Origin of the sequence: Mitsuaria sp. CC2 (assembly GCF_048957715.1) — a bacterium.
In the GTDB taxonomy this organism is placed as follows: Bacteria; Pseudomonadota; Gammaproteobacteria; order Burkholderiales; family Burkholderiaceae_C; genus Roseateles.
This window is the reverse complement of sequence record NZ_JARVXN010000026.1, coordinates 1-19,669: the sequence shown is the minus strand read 5'-3', so window position 1 is coordinate 19,669 and position 19,669 is coordinate 1. Positions and strand designations below refer to the sequence as shown.

General features: G+C 71.4%; 14 protein-coding genes. 5 read left to right on the top strand and 9 right to left on the bottom strand.

Annotated elements, in window-relative coordinates; all coding sequences use genetic code 11:
- Window positions 1–371, top strand: a 371-nt coding sequence (locus PV762_RS17800; protein WP_421036341.1) for a hypothetical protein, incomplete at its 5' end; no start/stop codon positions are given.
- Here PV762_RS17800 and PV762_RS17795 read toward each other — a convergent pair.
- Window positions 368–880, bottom strand: coding sequence for an Lrp/AsnC family transcriptional regulator (locus PV762_RS17795; protein ID WP_421036343.1), 513 nt, complete (start codon window positions 878–880; stop codon window positions 368–370). The genes PV762_RS17800 and PV762_RS17795 overlap by 4 nt on opposite strands.
- Before the next feature lie 126 nt (window positions 881–1,006).
- Between PV762_RS17795 and PV762_RS17790 the strand changes: the two genes are divergently transcribed.
- A complete protein-coding gene (locus PV762_RS17790) occupies window positions 1,007–1,609 on the top strand; it encodes a MarC family protein (RefSeq protein ID WP_421036340.1) in 603 nt (200 codons plus the stop codon).
- A 7-nt stretch (window positions 1,610–1,616) separates the two neighbouring features.
- Here the strand turns inward: PV762_RS17790 and PV762_RS17785 are convergent, their stop codons facing one another.
- A complete protein-coding gene (locus PV762_RS17785; protein WP_421036338.1) occupies window positions 1,617–2,195 on the bottom strand; it encodes a GNAT family N-acetyltransferase in 579 nt (192 codons plus the stop codon).
- Between the two features lie 20 nt (window positions 2,196–2,215).
- Window positions 2,216–4,417: a CHASE domain-containing protein gene (locus PV762_RS17780; protein ID WP_421036337.1), complete on the bottom strand. Its 2,202-nt coding sequence runs from the start codon at window positions 4,415–4,417 to the stop codon at window positions 2,216–2,218.
- 124 nt (window positions 4,418–4,541) lie between these two features.
- On the opposite strand from PV762_RS17780, the gene PV762_RS17775 reads away from it, so the two are divergent.
- A complete protein-coding gene (locus tag PV762_RS17775; protein ID WP_421036336.1) occupies window positions 4,542–5,159 on the top strand; it encodes a GGDEF domain-containing protein in 618 nt (205 codons plus the stop codon).
- 7 nt (window positions 5,160–5,166) lie between these two features.
- Here the strand turns inward: PV762_RS17775 and PV762_RS17770 are convergent, their stop codons facing one another.
- The 6 genes from PV762_RS17770 to mutL form a co-directional block, all read right to left on the bottom strand.
- The gene (locus PV762_RS17770) at window positions 5,167–6,327 is read right to left on the bottom strand and encodes a lipocalin-like domain-containing protein (protein ID WP_421036335.1); all 1,161 of its coding nucleotides are present in this window, start codon (window positions 6,325–6,327) and stop codon (window positions 5,167–5,169) included.
- Window positions 6,327–8,909, bottom strand: coding sequence for an FtsX-like permease family protein (locus PV762_RS17765; protein WP_421036334.1), 2,583 nt, complete (start codon window positions 8,907–8,909; stop codon window positions 6,327–6,329). Before PV762_RS17765 ends, PV762_RS17770 begins: the two co-directional genes overlap by 1 nt.
- A 17-nt stretch (window positions 8,910–8,926) precedes the next feature.
- Complete coding sequence (locus PV762_RS17760) at window positions 8,927–9,586, bottom strand: ABC transporter ATP-binding protein (protein ID WP_421036333.1); 660 nt, start codon at window positions 9,584–9,586, stop codon at window positions 8,927–8,929.
- A gap of 537 nt (window positions 9,587–10,123) precedes the next feature.
- A complete protein-coding gene (gene miaA, locus PV762_RS17755; protein ID WP_421036342.1) occupies window positions 10,124–11,077 on the bottom strand; it encodes a tRNA (adenosine(37)-N6)-dimethylallyltransferase MiaA in 954 nt (317 codons plus the stop codon).
- 53 nt (window positions 11,078–11,130) lie between these two features.
- On the bottom strand, window positions 11,131–12,873 hold the full coding sequence (locus PV762_RS17750; protein ID WP_421036332.1) for a pseudouridine synthase: 1,743 nt from the start codon (window positions 12,871–12,873) through the stop codon (window positions 11,131–11,133).
- A 125-nt stretch (window positions 12,874–12,998) separates the two neighbouring features.
- Window positions 12,999–15,050, bottom strand: a complete 2,052-nt coding sequence (gene mutL / locus PV762_RS17745; protein ID WP_421036330.1) for a DNA mismatch repair endonuclease MutL — start codon at window positions 15,048–15,050, stop codon at window positions 12,999–13,001.
- 238 nt (window positions 15,051–15,288) lie between these two features.
- Here mutL and PV762_RS17740 point away from each other — a divergent pair, with 238 nt between their 5' ends.
- Window positions 15,289–15,936 carry a DedA family protein gene (locus PV762_RS17740; protein ID WP_421036328.1) on the top strand — a complete coding sequence of 216 codons (648 nt, stop codon included), beginning with the start codon at window positions 15,289–15,291 and terminating at the stop codon, window positions 15,934–15,936.
- Between the two features lie 111 nt (window positions 15,937–16,047).
- Window positions 16,048–19,506, top strand: coding sequence for a S41 family peptidase (locus PV762_RS17735; protein WP_421036327.1), 3,459 nt, complete (start codon window positions 16,048–16,050; stop codon window positions 19,504–19,506).
- The last annotated feature ends 163 nt before the right edge of the window (window positions 19,507–19,669 follow it).

Sequence of the window (19,669 nt, the reverse complement as noted above, 5' to 3'; positions counted from 1 at the left end):
AGCTGCAGTTGCGACCGCTGGTTGAACAACTGCGCACCGGCTATCGCGACACCTATGGCGGCACCGGCGGGAGCGAAGAAGAGGAATTCATCGCCCAATCCCTGCAGCAGGCGGCGGTCAAGGCGGCCGGTCGGTATGACCCGCAGGCGCTGGGCGGCATGGCGTCGCGGCTGGACGCGCGCGGCGGCGCCTTCCAGCACGCGCGTGCCCACGCCGACACGCAGCGGCAGCTGTTGCTCGACCTGGCGATGGAGCGACGGTCCATGCCGCAGCAGATGCGTCAGCGGCTGCTGGATGAATCCGGTCTGCTGACCTACGTGCTGAGCGGTATCCGCAACGCCGTCGAGCTCGGCGGGGCCGCCGGCGCTTAAGCCACCGGCAGCCCCGCCGGCGGCTTGATCTCCTCCAGGCAGATCATCGAGCGCACGTCGGCGACGCCGTCCAGCTGCATCAGCTTGTCGGTGAGGAACTTGGACAAGGCCTGCAGGTCGCGCGCGACCACCTTGAGCAGGTAGTCCGAGTCCCCCGACACGGTGTGGCACTCGAGGATCTCGGGAAAGTCGCGGATCAGCGACTCGATCTCCCGCACGCGGACGAAGGCCGGCGCGGTGATGTTCAGGCTCACGTAGGCGGTGACGCTCAGCCCCAGCGCGAGCGGCGCGACATCGGCGCGGTAGCCGCGCAGCACGCCGCGCTCCTCCAGTGCGCGCACGCGGCGGAAGCACTGCGGCGCCGACAGGTGGACCTGGGTGGCGAGGTCGACGTTGGACATCCGGCCGTCGCGCTGCAAGGCCTCCAGGATCCGCAGGTCGATCGCGTCCAGCGACACCGGGCCGATGGGGCGGGGCGGGGACGTCTTCTTGTCCGATCGATCGTTCATCTTGTTCGTCATCGGTGTCATGGCGAGGAATTGTTGCGATTCTACGGACCGCGATGAACGAAGTGTGCGTGGCGGCGTCCCAACGCCTGGCCGTGCCCGGTCCGCCATCGGCGAGAATCCCGCCCCATGGATCACAGTTTCCTCTCCGCCCTCATCCTGCTGCTGCTGGTGCTCGACCCGCTGGGCAGCCTGCCCATCTTCATCCCGATCATGCGGGCCGTGCCGCGCGAGCGCCGGCTGAAGGTCGCGCTGCGCGAGGTCGGCATCGCCTTCGGCGTGCTACTCGCCTTCATGTTCCTGGGGGAGGGCTTCCTGCGCCTGATGCACCTGTCCGAGCGCTCGCTCGAGGTCGCCGGCGGCGTGATCCTGATCATCATCGCGATCCGGATGATCTTCAGCCACGCCGGCGAATCCGCCTACGGCGTGGAGACCGGCCGCGAGCCCTTCATCTTCCCGCTGGCGGTGCCGCTGCTGGCCGGCCCGTCGGCGATGGCAACGGTGCTGCTGCTGGCCTCGCGCCAGCCGGACCGCGTCGCAGAATGGATTGGCGCGCTGTTCACCGCGATGGTGATCTCGTTCCTCGCACTCATCCTGGCGGACCGGATCCGCAAGCTGTTGGGCGACTCGGTCGTCTCCGCGATCGAGAAGCTGATGGGCCTGGTGCTGACGGCCATCGCGGTCGAGATGATCCTGTCCGGCCTCAAACGCTACTTCGTCGGAGGCCTTTGACGCCGGGTCAGTCGCGGATGGCAGGCGTCGCGGCGCGCATGTCCTCGGCCGCCCTGGTGGCCGACGGCGAGCGACGCCATTCGTCGACGGTCATGCCGTACACCGCGATGTCGGCCTCATGCCAGCGCTGCGTCTCGCGGTAGCGCATGCCGAGCTTCTTCATGATGTGCGCAGAGCCCTCGTTTTCCGGCTCGCAGACCGCCACGATCTCGGGGGCTTTCAGCTCGTCGAACGCGAAGGCCGCCATCCGTCGCGCCGCTTCCGAACCGTAGCCCCGGCTCCAGCGGTCGCGGCGCAGGCGCCAGCCGATCTCATGCGGATTCGTGGTCTCGCCGCGCAGGTGCTGGATGCAGCCGGCGCCGACGATCTCGCCGGTCCGCACCTCGAAGAAGGTCCACCAGCTGAAGCCCCAGTCGCTCCAGCGCTGCTGGACCCGGTCGATCATGGCCTGCGTGTCCGCCAGCGTGTCGGGCTTGCCGGTGATGTAGCGCATCACCTCGGGATCGCGGTTCATCTCGAACAGGCCGTCGCGGTGGGCGCCGGTCATCGGCTCCAGGCGAAGGCGAGGGGTGGTCAGGATCGTCATCGTCCGACTGTACGACGCGCTCAGCGTGCGTGACTGTGGTCATCTTCCCGCGCGCCGGCTCCCGGCGGAGCCGGGGACGCCGGTCCCCGCCGCAGCGCGGACAGGTCGACCTCGTCCGGCGGCAGCGCGCCGTTGAGCCAGCGGATCCGGCAGCGACCGGCGCGCTTGCACTCGAACATCGTCTGGTCCGCGCGACTCATCAGGACGTCGGCGTCGACGCCGTCGAGCGGGAAATGCGCGACGCCCAGGCTGCTGCCGACCTGCACCGTCGCGCCTGAACTCAGACGGACCGGCTCGAGGATGGCGCGCAGCAGCCGCTCGCACACGGCACGACTGTCGGTCGGCGAAGGCAACGGCGACAGCAGCACCACGAACTCGTCGCCGCCCAGCCGCGCAGCCGTGTCCGTCGCCCGGATCCCGGCCGTGAGCCGCTCCCCGACGGTCTTCAGCACCTCGTCGCCCGCGTCGTGGCCGTGGGTGTCGTTGACGGCCTTGAAGCCGTCCAGGTCCATGTTGACCACCGCCACCGCGTGTTTCTGGCGCTGGGCCGAGGCGATCGCCTGTCGCAGCCGGTCGGCCAGCAGCACGCGGTTGGGCAGGCCGGTGAGCGCGTCGTGGAAGGCGGCGCGCTCGACGCGGGCCTCGTAGGCCTTGCTCTGGGTGATGTCGACCATCATCCAGAGGGTGGTCTCCTCGTCGCGCTCGCCGGGCAGGGTGACGCCGTTCAGGTCCACCCAGACCAGGCTGCCGTCCTTGCGCCGCATCTGCTGCTGACTGCGGTAATGCCCGCCGCGCCGCAGCACCGGATAGGCGTTGCGACCGAGCGCGGCGAAGCTCTCCTCGTCGATGTAGAGGTCACGCACCGGCAGGCCCAGCAGGCCGTCCTTCTCGTAGCCGAACAGCCGTTCCAGCGCGCCGTTCTTCCACACGATGTGCCGCCCGCGCAGCTTGGCCATGGCGATGACCTCGGTGTCCAGCATCGCCTGCTGATCCAGCGTCACGCGGCGCAGGTCCTCCGTCATCGTGTCGGCGAGCGCCTGCACGCGTGCTCGCCCGGCCGCCAGCAGGTAGGTCATCGCCGACAGCAGCGTCGTCAGCACCAGGCCGACGAGGCCGGGCTCCCAGCTCGCCGCGTCGATGATCTTGCGCTCATAGGCGGTCGTCAGCGCGGCCTCGACGCGGAAGGCGCGGCCGGAGATCTCCACCAGGTGCTCGTCCTTGACGAGGCGGGCGTCGTAGCCGGCACGCGACGTCGCCGGGGCGTCCAGCGGCTGGATGCCGGTGACGGAGTCCAGCAGCAGGTCCTCCATCGGGGTGTGGTCGTCGACCAGCAGCCGGAAGTCCATCGGCGCGGCCGCGAGGCCCTCCTTGAGGCCGTGCAGGATCTCCTGCGCCACCAGCGGCGCGTAGAGCACGCCCACCAGCGCCTGTCGCCGCTGCTCGGGCGTGACGGGATCGGCGCCCTCGCGGAAGACGGGCACCAGCAGCAGCAGGCCGGGGCCGTGCGCGTGGTCCTGGACCAGCGGGACCGGCGCGGACAGGGTCGCCTCGCCGGTGGCGATGGCCTGCTCGATGGCGCGGCGGCGTATCGACTCCGAGCCGAGGTCGAAACCCCACGCCGGGTAGTTCTGCGAGAGCGGCTCGATGTGCGAGACGACGAAGAGATCCGGCGCGGCGTCGTCGAAGCTGCGCACCGCGAACTGGGGCGCGCCGTCGGCCCGCTCGGCGGCGACGAAGGCGGCAAGGTCGGCGCGCATCACGCGCGGCACGAAGCCGAAGCCGCGCACGCCGGGGAATTCACGCGGCAGGTCGCGCGACTGGACGTAGGCGCGGAAGGCGGTCCGGTCGATCCGCCCATGCATCGCGGCGATCGTCCCGCGCGCGCCCTTGAGGCCATAGACCGGCTGGATGAAACGCTGGACGACGTCGCGCTCCAGGCGCTCCATCTGGCGTTCGAGCACCCGATGGCCCTCGGCGACGACGCGGTTGCGGTTCCAGAGCATCGCGCTGAGCGTCAGCGCCAGGCCGATCAGCAGGACCAGCAGCGCACCGACGACGGCCGGCATCGGCAGATCGCCGGGCGGCGGAGCGGTCGGTTCATTGAACGTGGAGTCTCGCTCGGGAGTGGCGTGCACGGGCAGGGCGGCCGGGCCGCGGGCGCTGGACACAGCCGCCAACTGTAGAGCAGCGGTCGCGCTGGCGCACACGTCCTTGCAGCGCATCCGGATTCGTTACAACTGACGCGACGGACCGTGGCGCAAGCGCCTATCCTCCCTCGCTCAAGGGGGCGGCGCGCGGCTTGCTCCTGTGCTGCAATCGATCCTCATCTCCGGCGAAGGTGGGCGCATGGCTCAAGACTCGGACAGGGGCCCCGGGGCCTGGTGGACTTTCCTGCGGCGGCGCTGGCAGGCGCGCCGCGAGCCGCCGGCGCGGACCGCCGCCGCCGACGAGGCGCAGCTGATGGACGACCTCAAACGCGAGGCCGCCCGCGCCCAGCGGCACCGCCACGACGGCGTGCTGATGCTCCTGGAGCTCGACCCCTGGGCGCGGCTGCAGCAGCAGCACGGCGACGAGTGCCTGCAGGCGCTGGACGAGCGCCTCGATCAACTGGTGCGACAGCAACTGCGCGGCGGCGACTGGCTGCTGCCGCTGCCGCGTGGCGTCTGGGCCGCCTACCTGCCGTGCACCGATCCGCTGGGCGCGCTGGACGCGGCGGACCGTCTGCGCGCCCGCGTCGCCGCGCTCGACTACCGCTGGCAGGGGCAGTCGCTGCCCTTGAGCGCGAGCCTGGGTCTGGCCCACTGGCAGGATTGGCGGCGCGAGCCGCAGCAGGGCGCGGACCAGTTGCTGCAGCAGGCCCGGCAGGCGCTGGCAATGGCGCGCGGCGCCGGGTGCAACTGCGTGCGCGCCTATGCGGCGATCCCGTCCGGGCGCAACCGCTACAGCGGCACACGTCCGGCGTAGGCGGACGCTAGAGCGGCACCCGACCTGCGTAGCCCGTCATCTCCAGGTAGCCCCAGCCCAGCGTGCGGCCGGCCTCGTCGGCCACGCGCGCCACGCCTTCCCAGTAGGGGAAGCCGGTGCTGCGGCGCGCGTCGATCTCCTGCGCGGCGTACGCGGCCTCGACCACGAACACGCCGCGCGGCGTCCGGATCCGCCAGCGGACCGGATAGCTCGCAAGGCTGACCGGGCTCTTCCAGGACGCCAGCGGCTCGAACTGGACCTGCTGCTCGAAGTCGACCGGCGTGCCGCCCGTCGGCGCGCGCCAGCTCCCGCCGCTCCAGATCATCGAGCCGTCTTGGGCTCGCATGCGGAACAGCGTGAGCGACGCGCCGTCGTCGAGGTTGATTCCCAGCCAGTCCCAACCGACTGCGCGGTCCGGCGACGCGTCGGCGCCGCGACCGAGGTACTGGTTGCTCCACTCGTGATCCAGCCAGGCGCGGGCCCGCACCTCGCGTGTGCCGCCGTCGCGCAATGCCAGCCGGCCGACGCCGGTCAACTGCGGTTCGCTGACGTAGCGGCTGGCCTGCTGTGCATCCGGGCCCTTGCGCGACCAGCCTGCGCGCCCTTGCAGCAACGGGGGCTGCGGCGCATCCAGTGTCAGCTCGAGCGCGAAACCGGCGGTCTCGCTCGCCATCAGCAGCGCGTAGCGGCTGCGGCCTTGCGCTCCGTCGACGCGACGCAACTGCCAGCCGCCCAGGCGCACGCGGGTGTCGTCGAGCGCCGTCCGCGCGTTCGCGAAACCGTGGCGCAGCACCTGTTGATCGTGCAGCAGGCGTTGCCGGCCCAGGTCCGAGATCGCCGCGTGCGCCAGCATCAGCTGGTCCGGCGCGAAGGCGGATGACAGCGGACGCTTCAAGTCGTATCGGGTACGGAAGAAGGTGAGCTGGAAACCGAAGTCCGGTCGGGCCTCGTCCGTGGTCCGGGCTGCCGGCCTTGACGCCGTGCGGAGCACACCGGTCACGTACCACCACTCGACGCGCGTCTCGGGGTGCGCGCCATGGTCGCGCGGAAAGTGCAGCGGCGCGACGGACAGCGCCTCCGGTGCCCGGTCCCGGGCAGACGCCGTCCCCGGCGCCGTGACCAGCGCCGCCAGCCCGAGGACGTTCACCAGGGGACGTCGTCCGATCATCACCAATCCTCCCGCACGGCGCGCAGGGCTTCGCCGCGACCGGCGCGCAACGCGCGTGCGCTGGCCCAGGCCGCGGTCGCGCCGGTGGCGATCAGGCTCGCCGCCAGCAGCGCGGCGACGCGCCAGCCGGGGATGGACCAGTCCATGCTCCAGTGGAAGCTCTGCGGATTGAGCCGGAACACCAGCACCGCGCTGATGGCCAGTCCGACCAGCAGGCCCAAGAGCGCGCCGGCCAGCGCCTGCAGCAGCGTCTCGGCGAGGACCAGCCGGCGCAGCATGGCGCGCGTCAGGCCGAGGTGCAGCAGCAGGCCGAATTCCCGCCGGCGCGCCAGCAGTTGCGCCGACAGGCTGGCCGCGACGCCGAACAGACCCAGCCCGAGTCCTACCGCCTGCAGCCAGTAGGTGATCGCGAAGCTGCGGTCGAAGATCTCCAGTGAGAAGCGCCGCAACTCGCCAGCGGATGCGATCTCCAGCGACTCCGGCGCGCCGGAGACCTCGCGCAGTGCCTGTTGCACGGCCACGGGGTCTGCGCCGGGCTTCAGCCACAGCGCGAGTTCGGTGATCGCGGCGTCGCCGCTGAGCCGTTCCCAGTCGCGACGTTCCATCAGCACCGCGCCGCTCTGGCGGCTGTAGTCGCGCCAGATCGCCTTCACGCCGACCGGCAGTTGACGTCCGTCGAGCCGCAGCATGAAGCGGTCGCCGGGCGCGAGCCGGAGCTCGTCGCGCATCGCCTCGTTGATGTACACGGGCTGCAGGCCGTCCGGCAAGGCGACGGCCTCGCCCTGCAGCGGCAGCCGGTGATCGAGCGGCCGCGCCAGCAGCGTCGTGCCGCCGGTCATGCCGCGCACCCGGATCCCGATCGCGCGGCTGCGCTGCGCTGCCACGCGCTCGACGCCCGGCAGCGCGGCCGCCGACGCGGCCAGTCCCGGCGGCATCGGCTGGCCCTGCTGGGCGCTGTCGCGGGCGGTCTGGCGCAGGTAGAGGTCGGCGGGCAGCATGTCCGTCAGCCACTGGTCCAACGAGTTGCGGAAGCTGGCGACCATGACGAGCATCGCCACGGCGAGCGCCAGCGCGACCAGCACGCCGGCGATCAGGCGGCCGGCGTCACCCGCCTGGTCGCGGGCGCGCTCGACGGCCAGCAGCGGCAGGGCGCGCCGCGCCGCCCAGCCGCGCAGCAGACCGGTGATCGCGCGAAGGACGAAGGGCACCGTGCCCAGCGCGCCGAGCAGCAGCGCGACCATCGCCGCATAGGTCCCGAGCGGCAGTCCGAAGACCGGCCGCAGCCACGTCAGCGGCCAGGCCGCGGCCAGCAGCACCGGGCCCATCCACCACCAGCGGCCGGCGTCGCCGCCGCTGCCCAGTCCCTTGAGCACCTGCGCCACTGGGAGCCCGCGCAGGCGCATCAGGGGCAGGGCGGCGGCACCGAGGCTCACCAGCGGCCCCAGCGCGAGCAGCCCCGCGATCGAGGCCGCCGAGAGCTGCAACTCGGGACGTCCGCCGCTGAGGCCGGTCAGCCCGCTGCCGAGATCGCCGCCCAGCGCATGCAGGCCGAGCTCCGCGAGTGCGACGGCCAGGCCGAGTCCCAGGACCGCGCCGGCGAGTCCGAGCGCCAGCGCTTCCGACACCAGCAGTGCGAGCCGTTGCCGCGCGCTCATGCCGAGCACGCCCAGCAGCGCGAGCTGCGGCAGCCGCTGCGCCACCGACAGGCTGTGCACGGCGAAGACCATGAACGCGCCGACGAACAGCGCCATCAGCGACAGCACGCCGAGGTTGAGCCGGTAGGCGCGCGTGAGGCGGCGCGCCTCGTCGGCTTGCTGACGGGCCTGGTCCTGGGGCGCCTGGGCCTGGACGCCGGCCGGCCAGTCGGCGGGCACCGCGCGGCCCGGCGCCATGCGCAGCAGGATCGCGTCGATCTGTCCGGGGCGACGCAGGAGTTGCTGCGCCCAGGCGATGTCGACGATCACCAGCGGCTGCTGGCGGTCCGGCACGCGGCCGGCGACGGGCAGCGGGGCCGGCTCGTCGGGCAGGTCGACGCGGAGCGAGGCGGGCGGCGTGTCGAAGCCCAGTCGCGCCCACGCCGCGTCGCTGACCAGCAGCGCCGGCTCGCGCAGCGCGCGGCCGAGGTCGGCGCCGGCCAGGCGCGGGAACCATTGGGGATGGAAGGCGCCGAGCTGCACCAGATCCAGCCCGATCAGTCGCACGCGCTGCCACGCGCCGTCGCGGCCCTGCAGCCGGATGCTGGCGTCGAGCCGGGGCGCGAGCGCGGCGATGTCCTCGCGCGCGGCGAGTTCGCCGAAGTAGCGGTCGGACAGCGCGGCCGTCCCCGGCGCGGGGGTGAGTTCGGTGTCGGCCTGGGCGCTGCTCTGCCGTGCGGCGGACTCGAACTGCGCCAGTGCCGATGCGTTGATCCAGTGCACGGCCCCGGCCAGCGCGAGACCCAAGGCGATTGTCAGCAGCGCCGCGAGCTGCCGGCCCCACTGCTGGCGCAGCGCCGGCCACGACAGCTGCCACCACCAGCCCCACGCGCGGCGCAGGCCAGCCGCGACGGCGGGTGTGGTGGAGGCGCCCGTGTTCGTGTTCATCGCGGCGTCGGTCCTTCTCAGGCCTCGACGAGGTGGCCGTTCTCGAGCCGCAGGCGGCGGTCCGCGAGCTCCGCGGCGTGGGCCGAGTGCGTCACCAACAGGCAGGCCGCGTGCTGCTCGAGCAACTGCTGGCGCAACAGCCGCATGACCTGGTCGGCGTGGGCGGGGTCGAGGTTGCCGGTGGGCTCGTCGGCCAGCACCAGCACGGGCCGGTGCACCAGCGCGCGGGCGATCGCGACGCGCTGCAGCTGGCCGCCCGACAACTGGCGCGGCAGATGCCGCGCCTGCGCGGAGAGTCCGACCGCGTCCAGCATCTCGGCCACACGCTTCGCGTCGGGCTTGCCCTGCAGCAGCAGCGGCAGCGCGACGTTGTCGTGCACGTTCAGGTGGGGCAGCACGTGGAAGGCCTGGAACACGAATCCCAGCTGCTCGCGACGCAGCTGCGCCTGGCCGGATTCGTCCAGCGACAGGATGTCGCGCCCCAGCAGCACGACCTGACCCCGGTCCAGCGGCTCCAGCGCGGCCAGGCCGTTCAGCAGCGTCGACTTGCCGCTGCCGGATTCGCCGAGCAGCGCGAGCATCTCGCCGCGGTGCAGCGTCAGCGACAGGTGTTCGAACAGCGTCTGCGCGCCGTAGCGCTTGGTCAGGCCGGTGGCCGTGAGGAGCGGGACATCCATCGTGGAAACCATCGTCGCAATCGTCCTCGAGTAGCGGGGACCGATCCGCCGATTGTGGACCGGCCGCGCGGGACCGCCGCCGCCGGCCCGGTCGCATCGCTCAAGGATCGCCCAGCGGACGGACGCGCACCCGCGCCTGCAGGGTTGCATCGGACACGCCACTGAGGTCGACCGCAAACCCGCAGAGTGCCACCGCGGCGTTCCACCGCGGAGTTCCAACCTGGAAGGATCACGTCCCATGCTTTTTTCTCGCTTCGCCTGGTGCCCCTTTTCATCGTCGTTCCCGGTCTCCCTGCGGAATGAGGCGCCCATGGGCGCGTCGTCGTCGTCGGAGGAGGAGGAGGAGGATCCGATGGACCGCTTTCTGGACGGCTTGATCCGGCGCGGGGAGGGCAATGGCGAGCATGTGCGCGCCAGGTCGCCGAGCCCCGACGTGATGTCGAGGAAGGTGCGCCTCCGGCGGCGAGACGCCTTCCGCGAACCGCGCCAGGGCAGGGTCGCGCCTCGGTGTCATGAATACGCGAAAACTGCTGCGGGTCACGCTGACGAGGCTGGCCCCGGCGCTCTGGATCGGGTCGTCAGCGCGACCAGTCCGTCGATCGCACCTGGCGACTCGGCGGGCACGACGCGTCGTTCCGGCATGCTCCTCAGCCACGTGATCTGGCGCTTGGCGAGCTGGCGCGTCGCGGCGGTGCCCAGCGCCTGCAGCGCGACGAGGTCAGGCGCGGCCTCGTTCGCGTCGAGCAGTTCCCACGCCTGCCGGTAGCCGACGCAGCGCATGGCCGGCAGGCCGAGGTGCAGGTCGCCGCGCGCGCGCAGGCGGCGGACCTCGTCGATGAAGCCTTGTTCCAGCATCAGCGCGAAGCGTTGCGCCAGCCGCGCATGCAGCCAGGCGCGCGCCGCGTCCGAGGGTTCGAGGGAGAGCAGCGGCCAGTCGACGCCCTGCGAACGCTGGCGTCGATACAACACCGACATCGGCTCGCCGCTGAGCAGGCAGACCTCCAGCGCGCGCTGGATGCGCTGCGCATCCAGCGGTGCCAGGCGCGCGGCCGTTTCCGGATCGAGCGCGGCCAGCCGCGCGTGCATCGCGGGCCAGCCGTCGCGGGCCGCGTCGGCGTCGAGCTGCGCGCGCAGCGCGGGATCGGCCTGCGGCAGTTCCGACAGGCCGTCGAAGAGCGCCTTGAAGTAGAGCATCGTGCCGCCCACGAGCAGCGGACGCGCGCCGCGGGCCTGGATCTCCGGCACGAGCCGCAGCGCGTCGCGCACGAACTGCGCGGCGGAGTAGCTCTGCGTCGGCTCCAGGATGTCGATCAGATGGTGCGGGACCGACGCGAGTTCGTCCGGGGTCGGCTTGGCGGTGCCGATGTCCATGCCGCGGTACACCAGCGCGGAGTCCACGCTGATGATCTCGACCGGCTGGCGGCGCGCGATCGCGAGCGCCGCGGCGGTCTTGCCGCAGCCCGTGGGACCGGCGAGGCAGAGCGGGCTCAGGTCGCCATCACGACCGCCATCACGCCCACCGACGCCGGCCGTCGACGCACCGCTCAAAAGCGCTCCCAGGGCGCGAGGTAGCGCCACTGCCCGGGCGGCAGCTGACCCAGCGGGATGCGGCCGATGCGCACGCGTTTGAGGCCCAGCACCTTCAGGCCGACCAGCTCGCACATCCGGCGGATCTGGCGCTTGCGGCCCTCGCGCAGGACGAAGCGAAGCTGGTCTTCATTGGCCCAGCTGACCTTGGCGGGCTTGAGCTGCACGCCGTCCAGTTCCAGACCGTGCGTCAGCATCGCGATCGCGCGCGGGTCGAGCGACTGCTGCGGATGCAGCGCCGGATCGCCGTTCTCCACGGCGACGCGGACCAGGTACTCCTTCTCGACGTCGGACTCCTCGCCGATCAGGTGGCGCGCGATGCGGCCGTCCTGCGTCAGCACCAGCAGGCCGGTGGAATCGATGTCCAGGCGGCCGGCCGGCGCGAGTCCGCGGCCGTGGCCCGGCGCCCAATGGATCTTGGACGGGTCCTCGCCCCAGTGCGTGTCGGCCTTGACCAGCACCGACGCCGGCTCATAGCCGTCCTCGGCCTGGCCGGAGACGTAGCCGATGGGCTTGTGCAGCAGGATGGTCACGCGCTGCGCCTGCTGTTCGCGGGCGGCGGGATCGACCTCGATCTTCGCCTCCGGACCGACGCGCTGGCCCAGCGTGGCGAGCTGGCCGTGGACGGTCACCCAGCCGGCCTCGATCCACTCGTCGGCTTCGCGGCGCGAGGCCAGGCCGAGCTCGCTCATGCGCTTGGACAGCCGCTCGCCGGCGTCCTGGTCGGCGAGGCGCACGGGCGCGGGTTGGCGCGGCGCGTCCGGCCGGCGCGGACGATCGGTGCGCTCGGCGCGCTCCTCGCGTTCGGCGCGGGCGTGCACGTCCGAGGGATGGCCCGCGTCGCGGTCGCCGTGAGGCGCGCGGCGGGGGCGGTCCTCGCCGTAGCGGGCGCCGGGACCGTTGCCGGGAGCATTCCCAGGCCCGTTGCCGTAGCGCGATCCTTCGTTGCTGCGGGCGTAGCGATCGCCGCCGCGGTCGTCGCGACGGGGGCGGTCGCCGTAGGGCCTATCACCGTAGGGCCGATCGCCCTGCGGGCGGTCGCCTGGAGGACGGTCGCCGTAGGCGCGATCCCGCTGCGGGCGGTCGCCATAGGGACGATCCGGACGATCCGGACGATCCGGACGATCCGGACGATCCGGACGATCCGGACGATCCGGACGATCCCCGCGCGGACGGTCGCCGTAAGGCCGATCCCCTTGCGGGCGATCGCCGTAACGGTCGTCGCGACGGGGACGGTCGCTGTCGAAGCGGGGTCGGTCGTCGGAACGCGGCCGGTCGCCGTACGGGCGCCGGTCTCCGCCTTCCGGGCGTCCACTCGAGAAGCCGGGGCGGTCGCCCGGGCCGCGTGGGCCGCCGCGATCGTCCTGACGCGGGCCGCGATCGGGCCGATCGCCATAGCCGCCTTCGCGCGGCGGCCGGCCGGGACCGCCGCGGCGGTCGTCGCGTCCTTGCGGACCGCGGGCGTCCTGGCCGCGATCGTCGCGGCGCGGATCCTGGCGCGGATCCCGGCGCTGCCGGCCTTCCTCGGCCAGGCGCTGCTGGAACGCGGCTTCGCGTTCGGCGCGCTCGGTCTGCGCCTGCGCCAGCGTCGGACGGGGCTTGTTGACGCCCTTGCCGCGCAGCGGCGCGCGGCGCGGCCCCTTGTCGTCCGCCGACTTGGCATCGGCCGGTTTGTTCTTGTTGAGTTTGAGCGTGGCCATGTCGGTACTGCTTCGGGGTGTGGGTTGCGGGGATCCGCCGGGGTAGAAGGGAGCGAGGGGAGCGGACGGGAACGAGCCGGAACGAAAAGGGGCGGACGATAGGCGAGGGGATCAGTCGCCGGAACTCAGCGCCCGCGCAGGAACAGCGCGTCCAGGTCGCGCAGGGTCAGTTGTCGCCAGGTCGGTCGACCGTGGTTGCATTGGTCGGCGCGCTCGGTGCGTTCCATGTCGCGCAGCAGCGCGTTCATCTCGTCGATCGTCAGCTGGCGATTGGCCCGCACCGCGCCGTGGCAGGCCATGGTGGCGAGGATCTCGTGCTGCGCGCGCTCGATCGCATGGCTGGCGTCGAACTGCGCCAGTTCGGCCAGCACGCCGCGTGCGAGCTCGACGACATCGCCGCCGGCGAGCAGGGCCGGACGTTCGCGCACGGCCAGCACCTTGGCGGAGAGCGGCGAGATGTCGAGGCCCAGTCGCTGCAGCGTCTCGGCCTGCGCCTCGGCGGTGGCGATCTCGGCCGGCGTCGCGGCGAAGGTGACGGGGATCAGCAGCGGCTGCGAATCGATGCGGGTCTCGCCGAGCGCGGTCTTCAGGCGCTCATAGACGACCCGCTCATGGGCCGCGTGCATGTCGATGATGATCAGGCCCTGCGCGTTCTCGGCCAGCACGTACACGCCCTGGATCTGCGCGATCGCGCGGCCCAGCGGCCACTCACCGGCCTGGCTGGCCGGCAAGGGGCCGGCGGGTGCGGCGCCCAGCGCCGACAGCGCGGAGGCCGAAGCCGGCGCGGTCGGCAGTCCGCCAGTGGGCGCGGCGCGGTACAGCGCCTCGGCCTGTTCGAGCGCGAGTGCCGTCTGCGCGCGGGTGGGGATGGGCGCGCGCCAGCCTTCGGGACCGGCAAACCGGGCGGACGGCGCGGTGTACGGCGCCGCAGGCTCATACGCGGCGCGGCTGGCTGCGCCACGGCTCGCTTGTCCGTCCGTGCTCACGGCGCCGGAAGCGCTGGAAGCACCGGAAGCACCCGCCATGCCGCCTTGTTCCCAGGCCGGCGTGCCGGTCCAGCGCTGACGGCCGGTGGGGGCGGCGGGGTCGGCGGAGGTCGCGCTGGCGGCGCCGGGCTGGCCTTCCTCGCTGCTGCGCGAGAGCGCCAGGGCGGCGACCACGGCGCGGCGCACCTGCTGGTGGATCTCGCGGCCGTCGCGGAAGCGGACCTCGATCTTGGTGGGATGGACGTTGACGTCGACCAGCTCGGGCTGGACGTCGATGAACAGCACGTAGCTCGGCTGGCGATGGCCGTGCAGCACGTCGTCGAAGGCCGAGCGGATCGCGTGCGAGATCAGCTTGTCGCGCACATAGCGGCCGTTGACGTAGACGTACTGCATGTCGGCGCGGGCGCGGGCGGCCTCGGGCAGGCCCACACGGCCGTGAATGCGCATCGGGCCGACTTCGGCGAAGACCTCGCGGCTCTGGGCGATGAAGTCCTCGTTGAGCACTTCGGCGATGCGTTGCGGCAGCGGAGCGGCGCGCCACTGGTCGACCAGCTTGCCCTCGTGCCAGACGGCGAAGCCGACGTCGGGGCGGGCCAGCGCGTGGCGGCGCAGCGCTTCGAGACAGTGGGCGAGTTCGGTGCTCTCGCTCTTGAGGAACTTGCGGCGGGCGGGCGTGTTGAAGAACAGCTCGCGGACTTCGACGGAGGTGCCTCTGGCGCGGGCGGCCGGGCTGAGTTCGCCGGTGCGCGCTTCCAGGCGCCAGGCGTGGGCGGCGCCGGTGTAGCGGGACACCAGCGCCAGTTCGGCGATGGAAGACACGGCGGCGAGCGCCTCGCCGCGGAAGCCCATCGTGGCGACGGCTTCGAGGTCGTCGAGGGTGCCGATCTTGCTGGTCGCGTGGCGCTTGATGGCCAGGGGAAGTTCGCCGTCCGGGATGCCGTGGCCGTCGTCCTCGACGATCAGGCTGCGGATGCCGCCGGCGACCAGCTTGAGCTGGATCTGGCCGGCGCCGGCGTCCAGGGCGTTGTCCACGAGTTCGCGGACGACGGATGCCGGACGTTCCACCACCTCGCCGGCGGCGATCTGGGAGATCAGTTCATCGGGGAGTTCGCGGATCGCGCGCCGGCCCGCGGGGGCGGCGGTATCGAAAGCGGCCGCGGCATTCGCCGTCGGGGCGAGGGTGTCGTCCATGGGGCGATTGTAGAAGGTGGTGCGGTTCCGGGGCCGACCACGGCTGACAGGACGGTCAGGAGGGTCAAGAGGGTCAAGAGGTGACTCGGGTGAGAGGGTGAGGCGGGTGAGGTGGGCATGACTCTGTTCGGTGGACCACATTCCCGGCCCGCACGGCTTTGCCGGATGGCATTTCCGGGGCAGCGCTCTCCCGTTTCTTCATGAGTACTTCGGAAACCGCCCGCCATAATCCGCGCCCATGGACCTGATGCACTTCCTCGTCGACTTCATCCTGCACGTCGACAAGCACCTCGCCGAGTTCGTGGCCGCCTACGGGATGTGGGTGTACGCGTTGCTCTTCCTGATCGTGTTCGTGGAGACCGGCCTCGTCGTGATGCCGTTCCTGCCGGGCGACTCGCTGCTGTTCGTCGTCGGCGCGCTGTGCGGCGCGGGGCTGATGAGCCTGCCGCTGGCGATCGCGGTGCTGCTGGTCGCGGCGATCCTGGGCGACCAGTGCAACTACACGATCGGGCGCTACTTCGGGCCCAAGGTGTTCCAGTGGGAACAGTCGCGCTTCTTCAACAAGCGCGCCTTCGACGCCGCGCACGAGTTCTACGAGAAGCACGGCGGCGTCACCATCATCCTGGCGCGCTTCATGCCGTTCATCCGCACGTTCGCGCCCTTCGTGGCCGGCGTCGCCGCGATGACCCGCAGCCGCTTCACCGCCTACAACGTCGCCGGCGGCGTGATCTGGGTCGTGGGCCTCACGCTCGCGGGCTACCTCTTCGGCAACATCCCCTTCGTGCAGACCCACCTCAGCAAGATCATCTGGGCCATGATCCTCATCCCCGGACTGATCGCCCTCTACGGCGGGTGGCGCGCCTCGCGGGCCAAGCCCGCGGTCTGAGTCGCGGGAAAACACCGACCCGCAGAGCGCGCAATCCCGGGGGGTGAGCTTCGTCACGGCGAAAGCGCAGGGCTATCCTCGCCCGCTGCCTTTCACCGTCGACAAGCCCACATGCAACACAGCATCCTCAGCAAGGCCATCACCGTGGCCCTGAGCTTGACCGCCGCGATCGCGGCGGCTCCCACGCAGGCCCAACAGGCCGCGACCACGACCGCATCCGCCACCTCCGCCGCCGCGCCAGCACCCGCAGTGACGCTGCTGCTGCGCGATCCTGCCGTGTCCGCGCGCCATCTGGCCTTCGTCTTCGGCGGCGACCTGTGGATCGCCAACCGCGACGGCAGCCAGCCGCGCCGCCTGGCCGGCCACGCCGCCGGTGAGTTCGCGCCGCGCTTCTCGCCCGACGGCCAGTGGATCGCGTTCTCCGCGGGCTACGACGGCAACACCGATGTCTACGTGATCGCCGCCGCCGGCGGTCAGCCCCGTCGCCTGACCTGGCACCCGGCCGCCGATCAGGTGACCGGCTGGAGCCCCGACGGCAAGCGGGTGCTCTTCGCGTCCAACCGCGAGGTGCTGAACACCCGCAGCAAGCAGCTGTTCGAGGTGCCGGTGGACGGCGGCTTCGAGCAGAAGGTGATGGAGGCCGTCGCCTACGAAGGCGTGTGGTCGCCCGATGGCACGCGCCTGGCCTACCGCCCCAACGGCGCGGCCTACACCGGTCCGAGCGGCTGGCGCCAGAGCCGCGGCGGTTCCACACCGCCGATCTGGATCCTCGACCCCAAGGGCAAGACCTGGGAACAGATCCCGCACGTCAACGCCACCGACAGCAACCCGATCTGGATGGGCGACGAGGTCGTCTTCATCTCCGACCGCAACGATGGCGCGGCCAATCTCTTCGCGTTCAACACCAGGACGAAAGCGCTGCGCCAGCTGACGAAGGAAACCGTCTGGGACGTCCGCAGCGCCGACGGCCGTGACGGACGCATCGTGTACGAAGCGGGCGGTCAGTTGAAGGAGGTCGGCCTCGACGGCGGCACCGCGCGCTTCCTGAGCATCGCGCTCAACGAGCCCAGCAGCGAAGCGCGCGTGCAATGGAAGGACGCTGCGAAGACCATCACCGGCGCGTCGCTGTCGGCGACCGGCAAGCGCGTCGTGATCAGCGCGCGCGGCGAGGTCTTCACCGTGCCGGTGAAGGACGGCGTGGTGCGCAACCTGACCCAGTCCTCCGGCGTGCGCGAGAAGGATGCCCTGTGGAGCCCCGACGGCCAGCAGGTCGCCTATGTCTCCGACGAGCCCGGCATGCGCCACCAGGTCGTGATCCGCGACCAGCTCGGCGACCAGGCGGCCAACAGGACCGCGCGCAAGCTGCTGCTCCCCGAGACCGGTTACTACACGCTGCTGGCGTGGTCGCCGGACGGCGCGCGGCTGGTGCTTCAGGACAACCACCTGAACCTGTACCAGCTGCCGCTGACCGGCGCGCAGTCGGGCAAGCTGACGAAGATCGACAGCAGCGAACGCCGCGCCGGTTTCGACGTCGGTTTCTCGCCGGACGGCCGCTACCTGGCCTACACGGTGGTGGGCAGGAACTTCTTCAGCCAGGTGCGCATCGCCGACTTCCAGACCGGTCGGCAGCACACCGTCACCGACGGCCTGAGCCACGCCAACCTGCCGGCGTTCTCGACCAAGGGCGACGTGCTGTTCTTCGCGGCGTCGATCAATTCGGGGCCGGCGCAGGTGGGCCTGGACATGTCCACGCAGGAGCGCCCGGTGCGCATGGGCCTGTACGCGGCGGTGCTGCGCGCGGACGGCAACTCGCCGCTTGAATCCAAGGCCGGCGACGAGGACAGCAAGGACAAGAAGTCGGACGAAGACAAGAAGGACGACAAGTCCGGGAAGTCGGAGAAAGCCGGCAAGGACGCCAAGGAGTCGAAGGACGCCAAGGACGCCAAGGACGACAAGAAGTCCGACAAGAAGGACGAAGGCAAGGACGTCAAGCCCAAGGTCAAACCGGTGCGCATCGATTTCGCCGGTCTGAAGGACCGCATCGTCGGCTTGCCGGTGGCGACGGCGCGGTATGACGATCTGGCCGTCGCGGACGACGGCGCGCTGTTCTACATCGAGCGCAAGCAGCCGGGCGCATCGATCGACGCCGAGGGCGGCAACGGTGGCAAGGGTGACCTGTACCGCTTCGACTTCGAGGAGAAGAAGGCGAAGATGGTCAAGCCGCAGATCGAGGGCTACAGCCTCAGTCCGGACGGCAAGAAGATCCTGCTGAACCAAGGCGGGGGCCGCCTGGAGATCGCCGATGCCAAGGAGAAGATCGACACCAAGGGCGTCGACCTGTCGGGCCTGAAGACGCGCGTCGATCCGCGCGCCGAATGGCGTCAGATCTTCGACGAGACCTGGTGGATGGAGAAGGAGTTCTTCTACGACCCCAACCTGCACGGCCTTGACTGGAAGGGCGTGTATCAGCGCTACGCGCCGCTGGTGGCGGGCGTCCAGCGCCGCGAGGACCTGAACGACCTGCTGGTCGAGATGATCGGCGAGCTGCAGGTCGGCCACAACCGCGTGGGCGGCGGCGACGTGCATCAGGAGCCGCGTGTCGCGGTGGGCCTGCTGGGCGCGGACTTCAGCGTCGAGAACGGCAAGTACCGCATCAAGACGATCTTCAAGGGCGACCGCTGGGATCCCTACCTGAAGGCGCCGCTGGCGGCGCCGGGCCTGGGCGTCAAGGAAGGCGACTACCTGCTGGCGGTCAACGGCCAGCCGGTGGACGGCGCGCACAACCTGTACCAGCAGCTGGAGAACACGGTCGGCAAGCAGGTGCAGCTGACGGTGTCGGCCAACGCGAGCGGGCAGGGCGCTCGACGCGTGACCGTCGAGCCGATCTCGACCGAGGGCCGGCTGCGCCAGTGGGCGTGGATCGACCACAACCGCGAGGAAGTGGATCGCCTGAGCGGCGGCAAGATCGCCTACGTCTACATGCCGGACACGGCGGGACCGGGCTTCCAGCATTTCAACCGGATGTTCTTCGGCCAGGTGGACAAGCCGGGGCTGATCGTCGACGACCGCCGCAACGGCGGCGGCCAGGCGGCGAACTACGTGACCGAGCTGCTGAACCGCGCCTACCTGGGCAGCTGGAAGGACCGTGACGGCCTGATCTACGACACGCCCGCCGGCGCCATCTACGGCCCGAAGGCGATGCTGATCGACCAGGACGCGGGCTCGGGCGGCGACTTCATGCCCTATGCGTTCAAGCGCACGGGCCTGGGCCCATTGATCGGCAAGCGGACCTGGGGCGGCCTGATCGGCATCTCGGCGAACCCGGGCCTGATCGACGGCGGTTTCCTCGTGGTGCCGTTCTTCCGCTTCTTCACGCCGGAAGGCGAATGGCGCATCGAGAACGAAGGCGTCGCGCCGGACATCGACGTCGATCTGGATCCGGTGGCGGTCAACGCCGGCCGCGATGTGCAGCTCGAAGCAGGTGTCGCGAGCGTCCTCGAACGCCTCAAGACCTGGAAGCCGATCCAGCGCACGACGGCGCCGGCGATGCCGACGCAGGTCGGCAAGTAAGGCATTTCGCCGAGACGGAACAGGACGGGGCTTCGGCCCCGTTTTCCATGATGGGCGCGGCGGGGGGGGGGGGGGGGCGGGGGGGGGGGCGGGGGCCCCCCCCCCCCGCCCGGCCCGGGGGGGGCGGGGGGGGGCGGCGGGGGGCGGGGGGCGCCCCCGGGCC

Bases quoted from the DNA above. Each gene is read 5' to 3' on its own strand.
- PV762_RS17795 (WP_421036343.1), bottom strand. From the start codon at position 880: ATGAACGATCGATCGGACAAGAAGACGTCCCCGCCCCGCCCCATCGGC.
- PV762_RS17790 (WP_421036340.1), top strand. From the start codon at position 1,007: ATGGATCACAGTTTCCTCTCCGCCCTCATCCTGCTGCTGCTGGTGCTC.
- PV762_RS17785 (WP_421036338.1), bottom strand. From the start codon at position 2,195: ATGACGATCCTGACCACCCCTCGCCTTCGCCTGGAGCCGATGACCGGC.
- PV762_RS17780 (WP_421036337.1), bottom strand. From the start codon at position 4,417: ATGCGCTGCAAGGACGTGTGCGCCAGCGCGACCGCTGCTCTACAGTTG.
- PV762_RS17775 (WP_421036336.1), top strand. From the start codon at position 4,542: ATGGCTCAAGACTCGGACAGGGGCCCCGGGGCCTGGTGGACTTTCCTG.
- PV762_RS17770 (WP_421036335.1), bottom strand. From the start codon at position 6,327: ATGATCGGACGACGTCCCCTGGTGAACGTCCTCGGGCTGGCGGCGCTG.
- PV762_RS17765 (WP_421036334.1), bottom strand. From the start codon at position 8,909: ATGAACACGAACACGGGCGCCTCCACCACACCCGCCGTCGCGGCTGGC.
- PV762_RS17760 (WP_421036333.1), bottom strand. From the start codon at position 9,586: ATGGATGTCCCGCTCCTCACGGCCACCGGCCTGACCAAGCGCTACGGC.
- PV762_RS17750 (WP_421036332.1), bottom strand. From the start codon at position 12,873: ATGGCCACGCTCAAACTCAACAAGAACAAACCGGCCGATGCCAAGTCG.
- mutL (WP_421036330.1), bottom strand. From the start codon at position 15,050: ATGGACGACACCCTCGCCCCGACGGCGAATGCCGCGGCCGCTTTCGAT.
- PV762_RS17740 (WP_421036328.1), top strand. From the start codon at position 15,289: ATGGACCTGATGCACTTCCTCGTCGACTTCATCCTGCACGTCGACAAG.
- PV762_RS17735 (WP_421036327.1), top strand. From the start codon at position 16,048: ATGCAACACAGCATCCTCAGCAAGGCCATCACCGTGGCCCTGAGCTTG.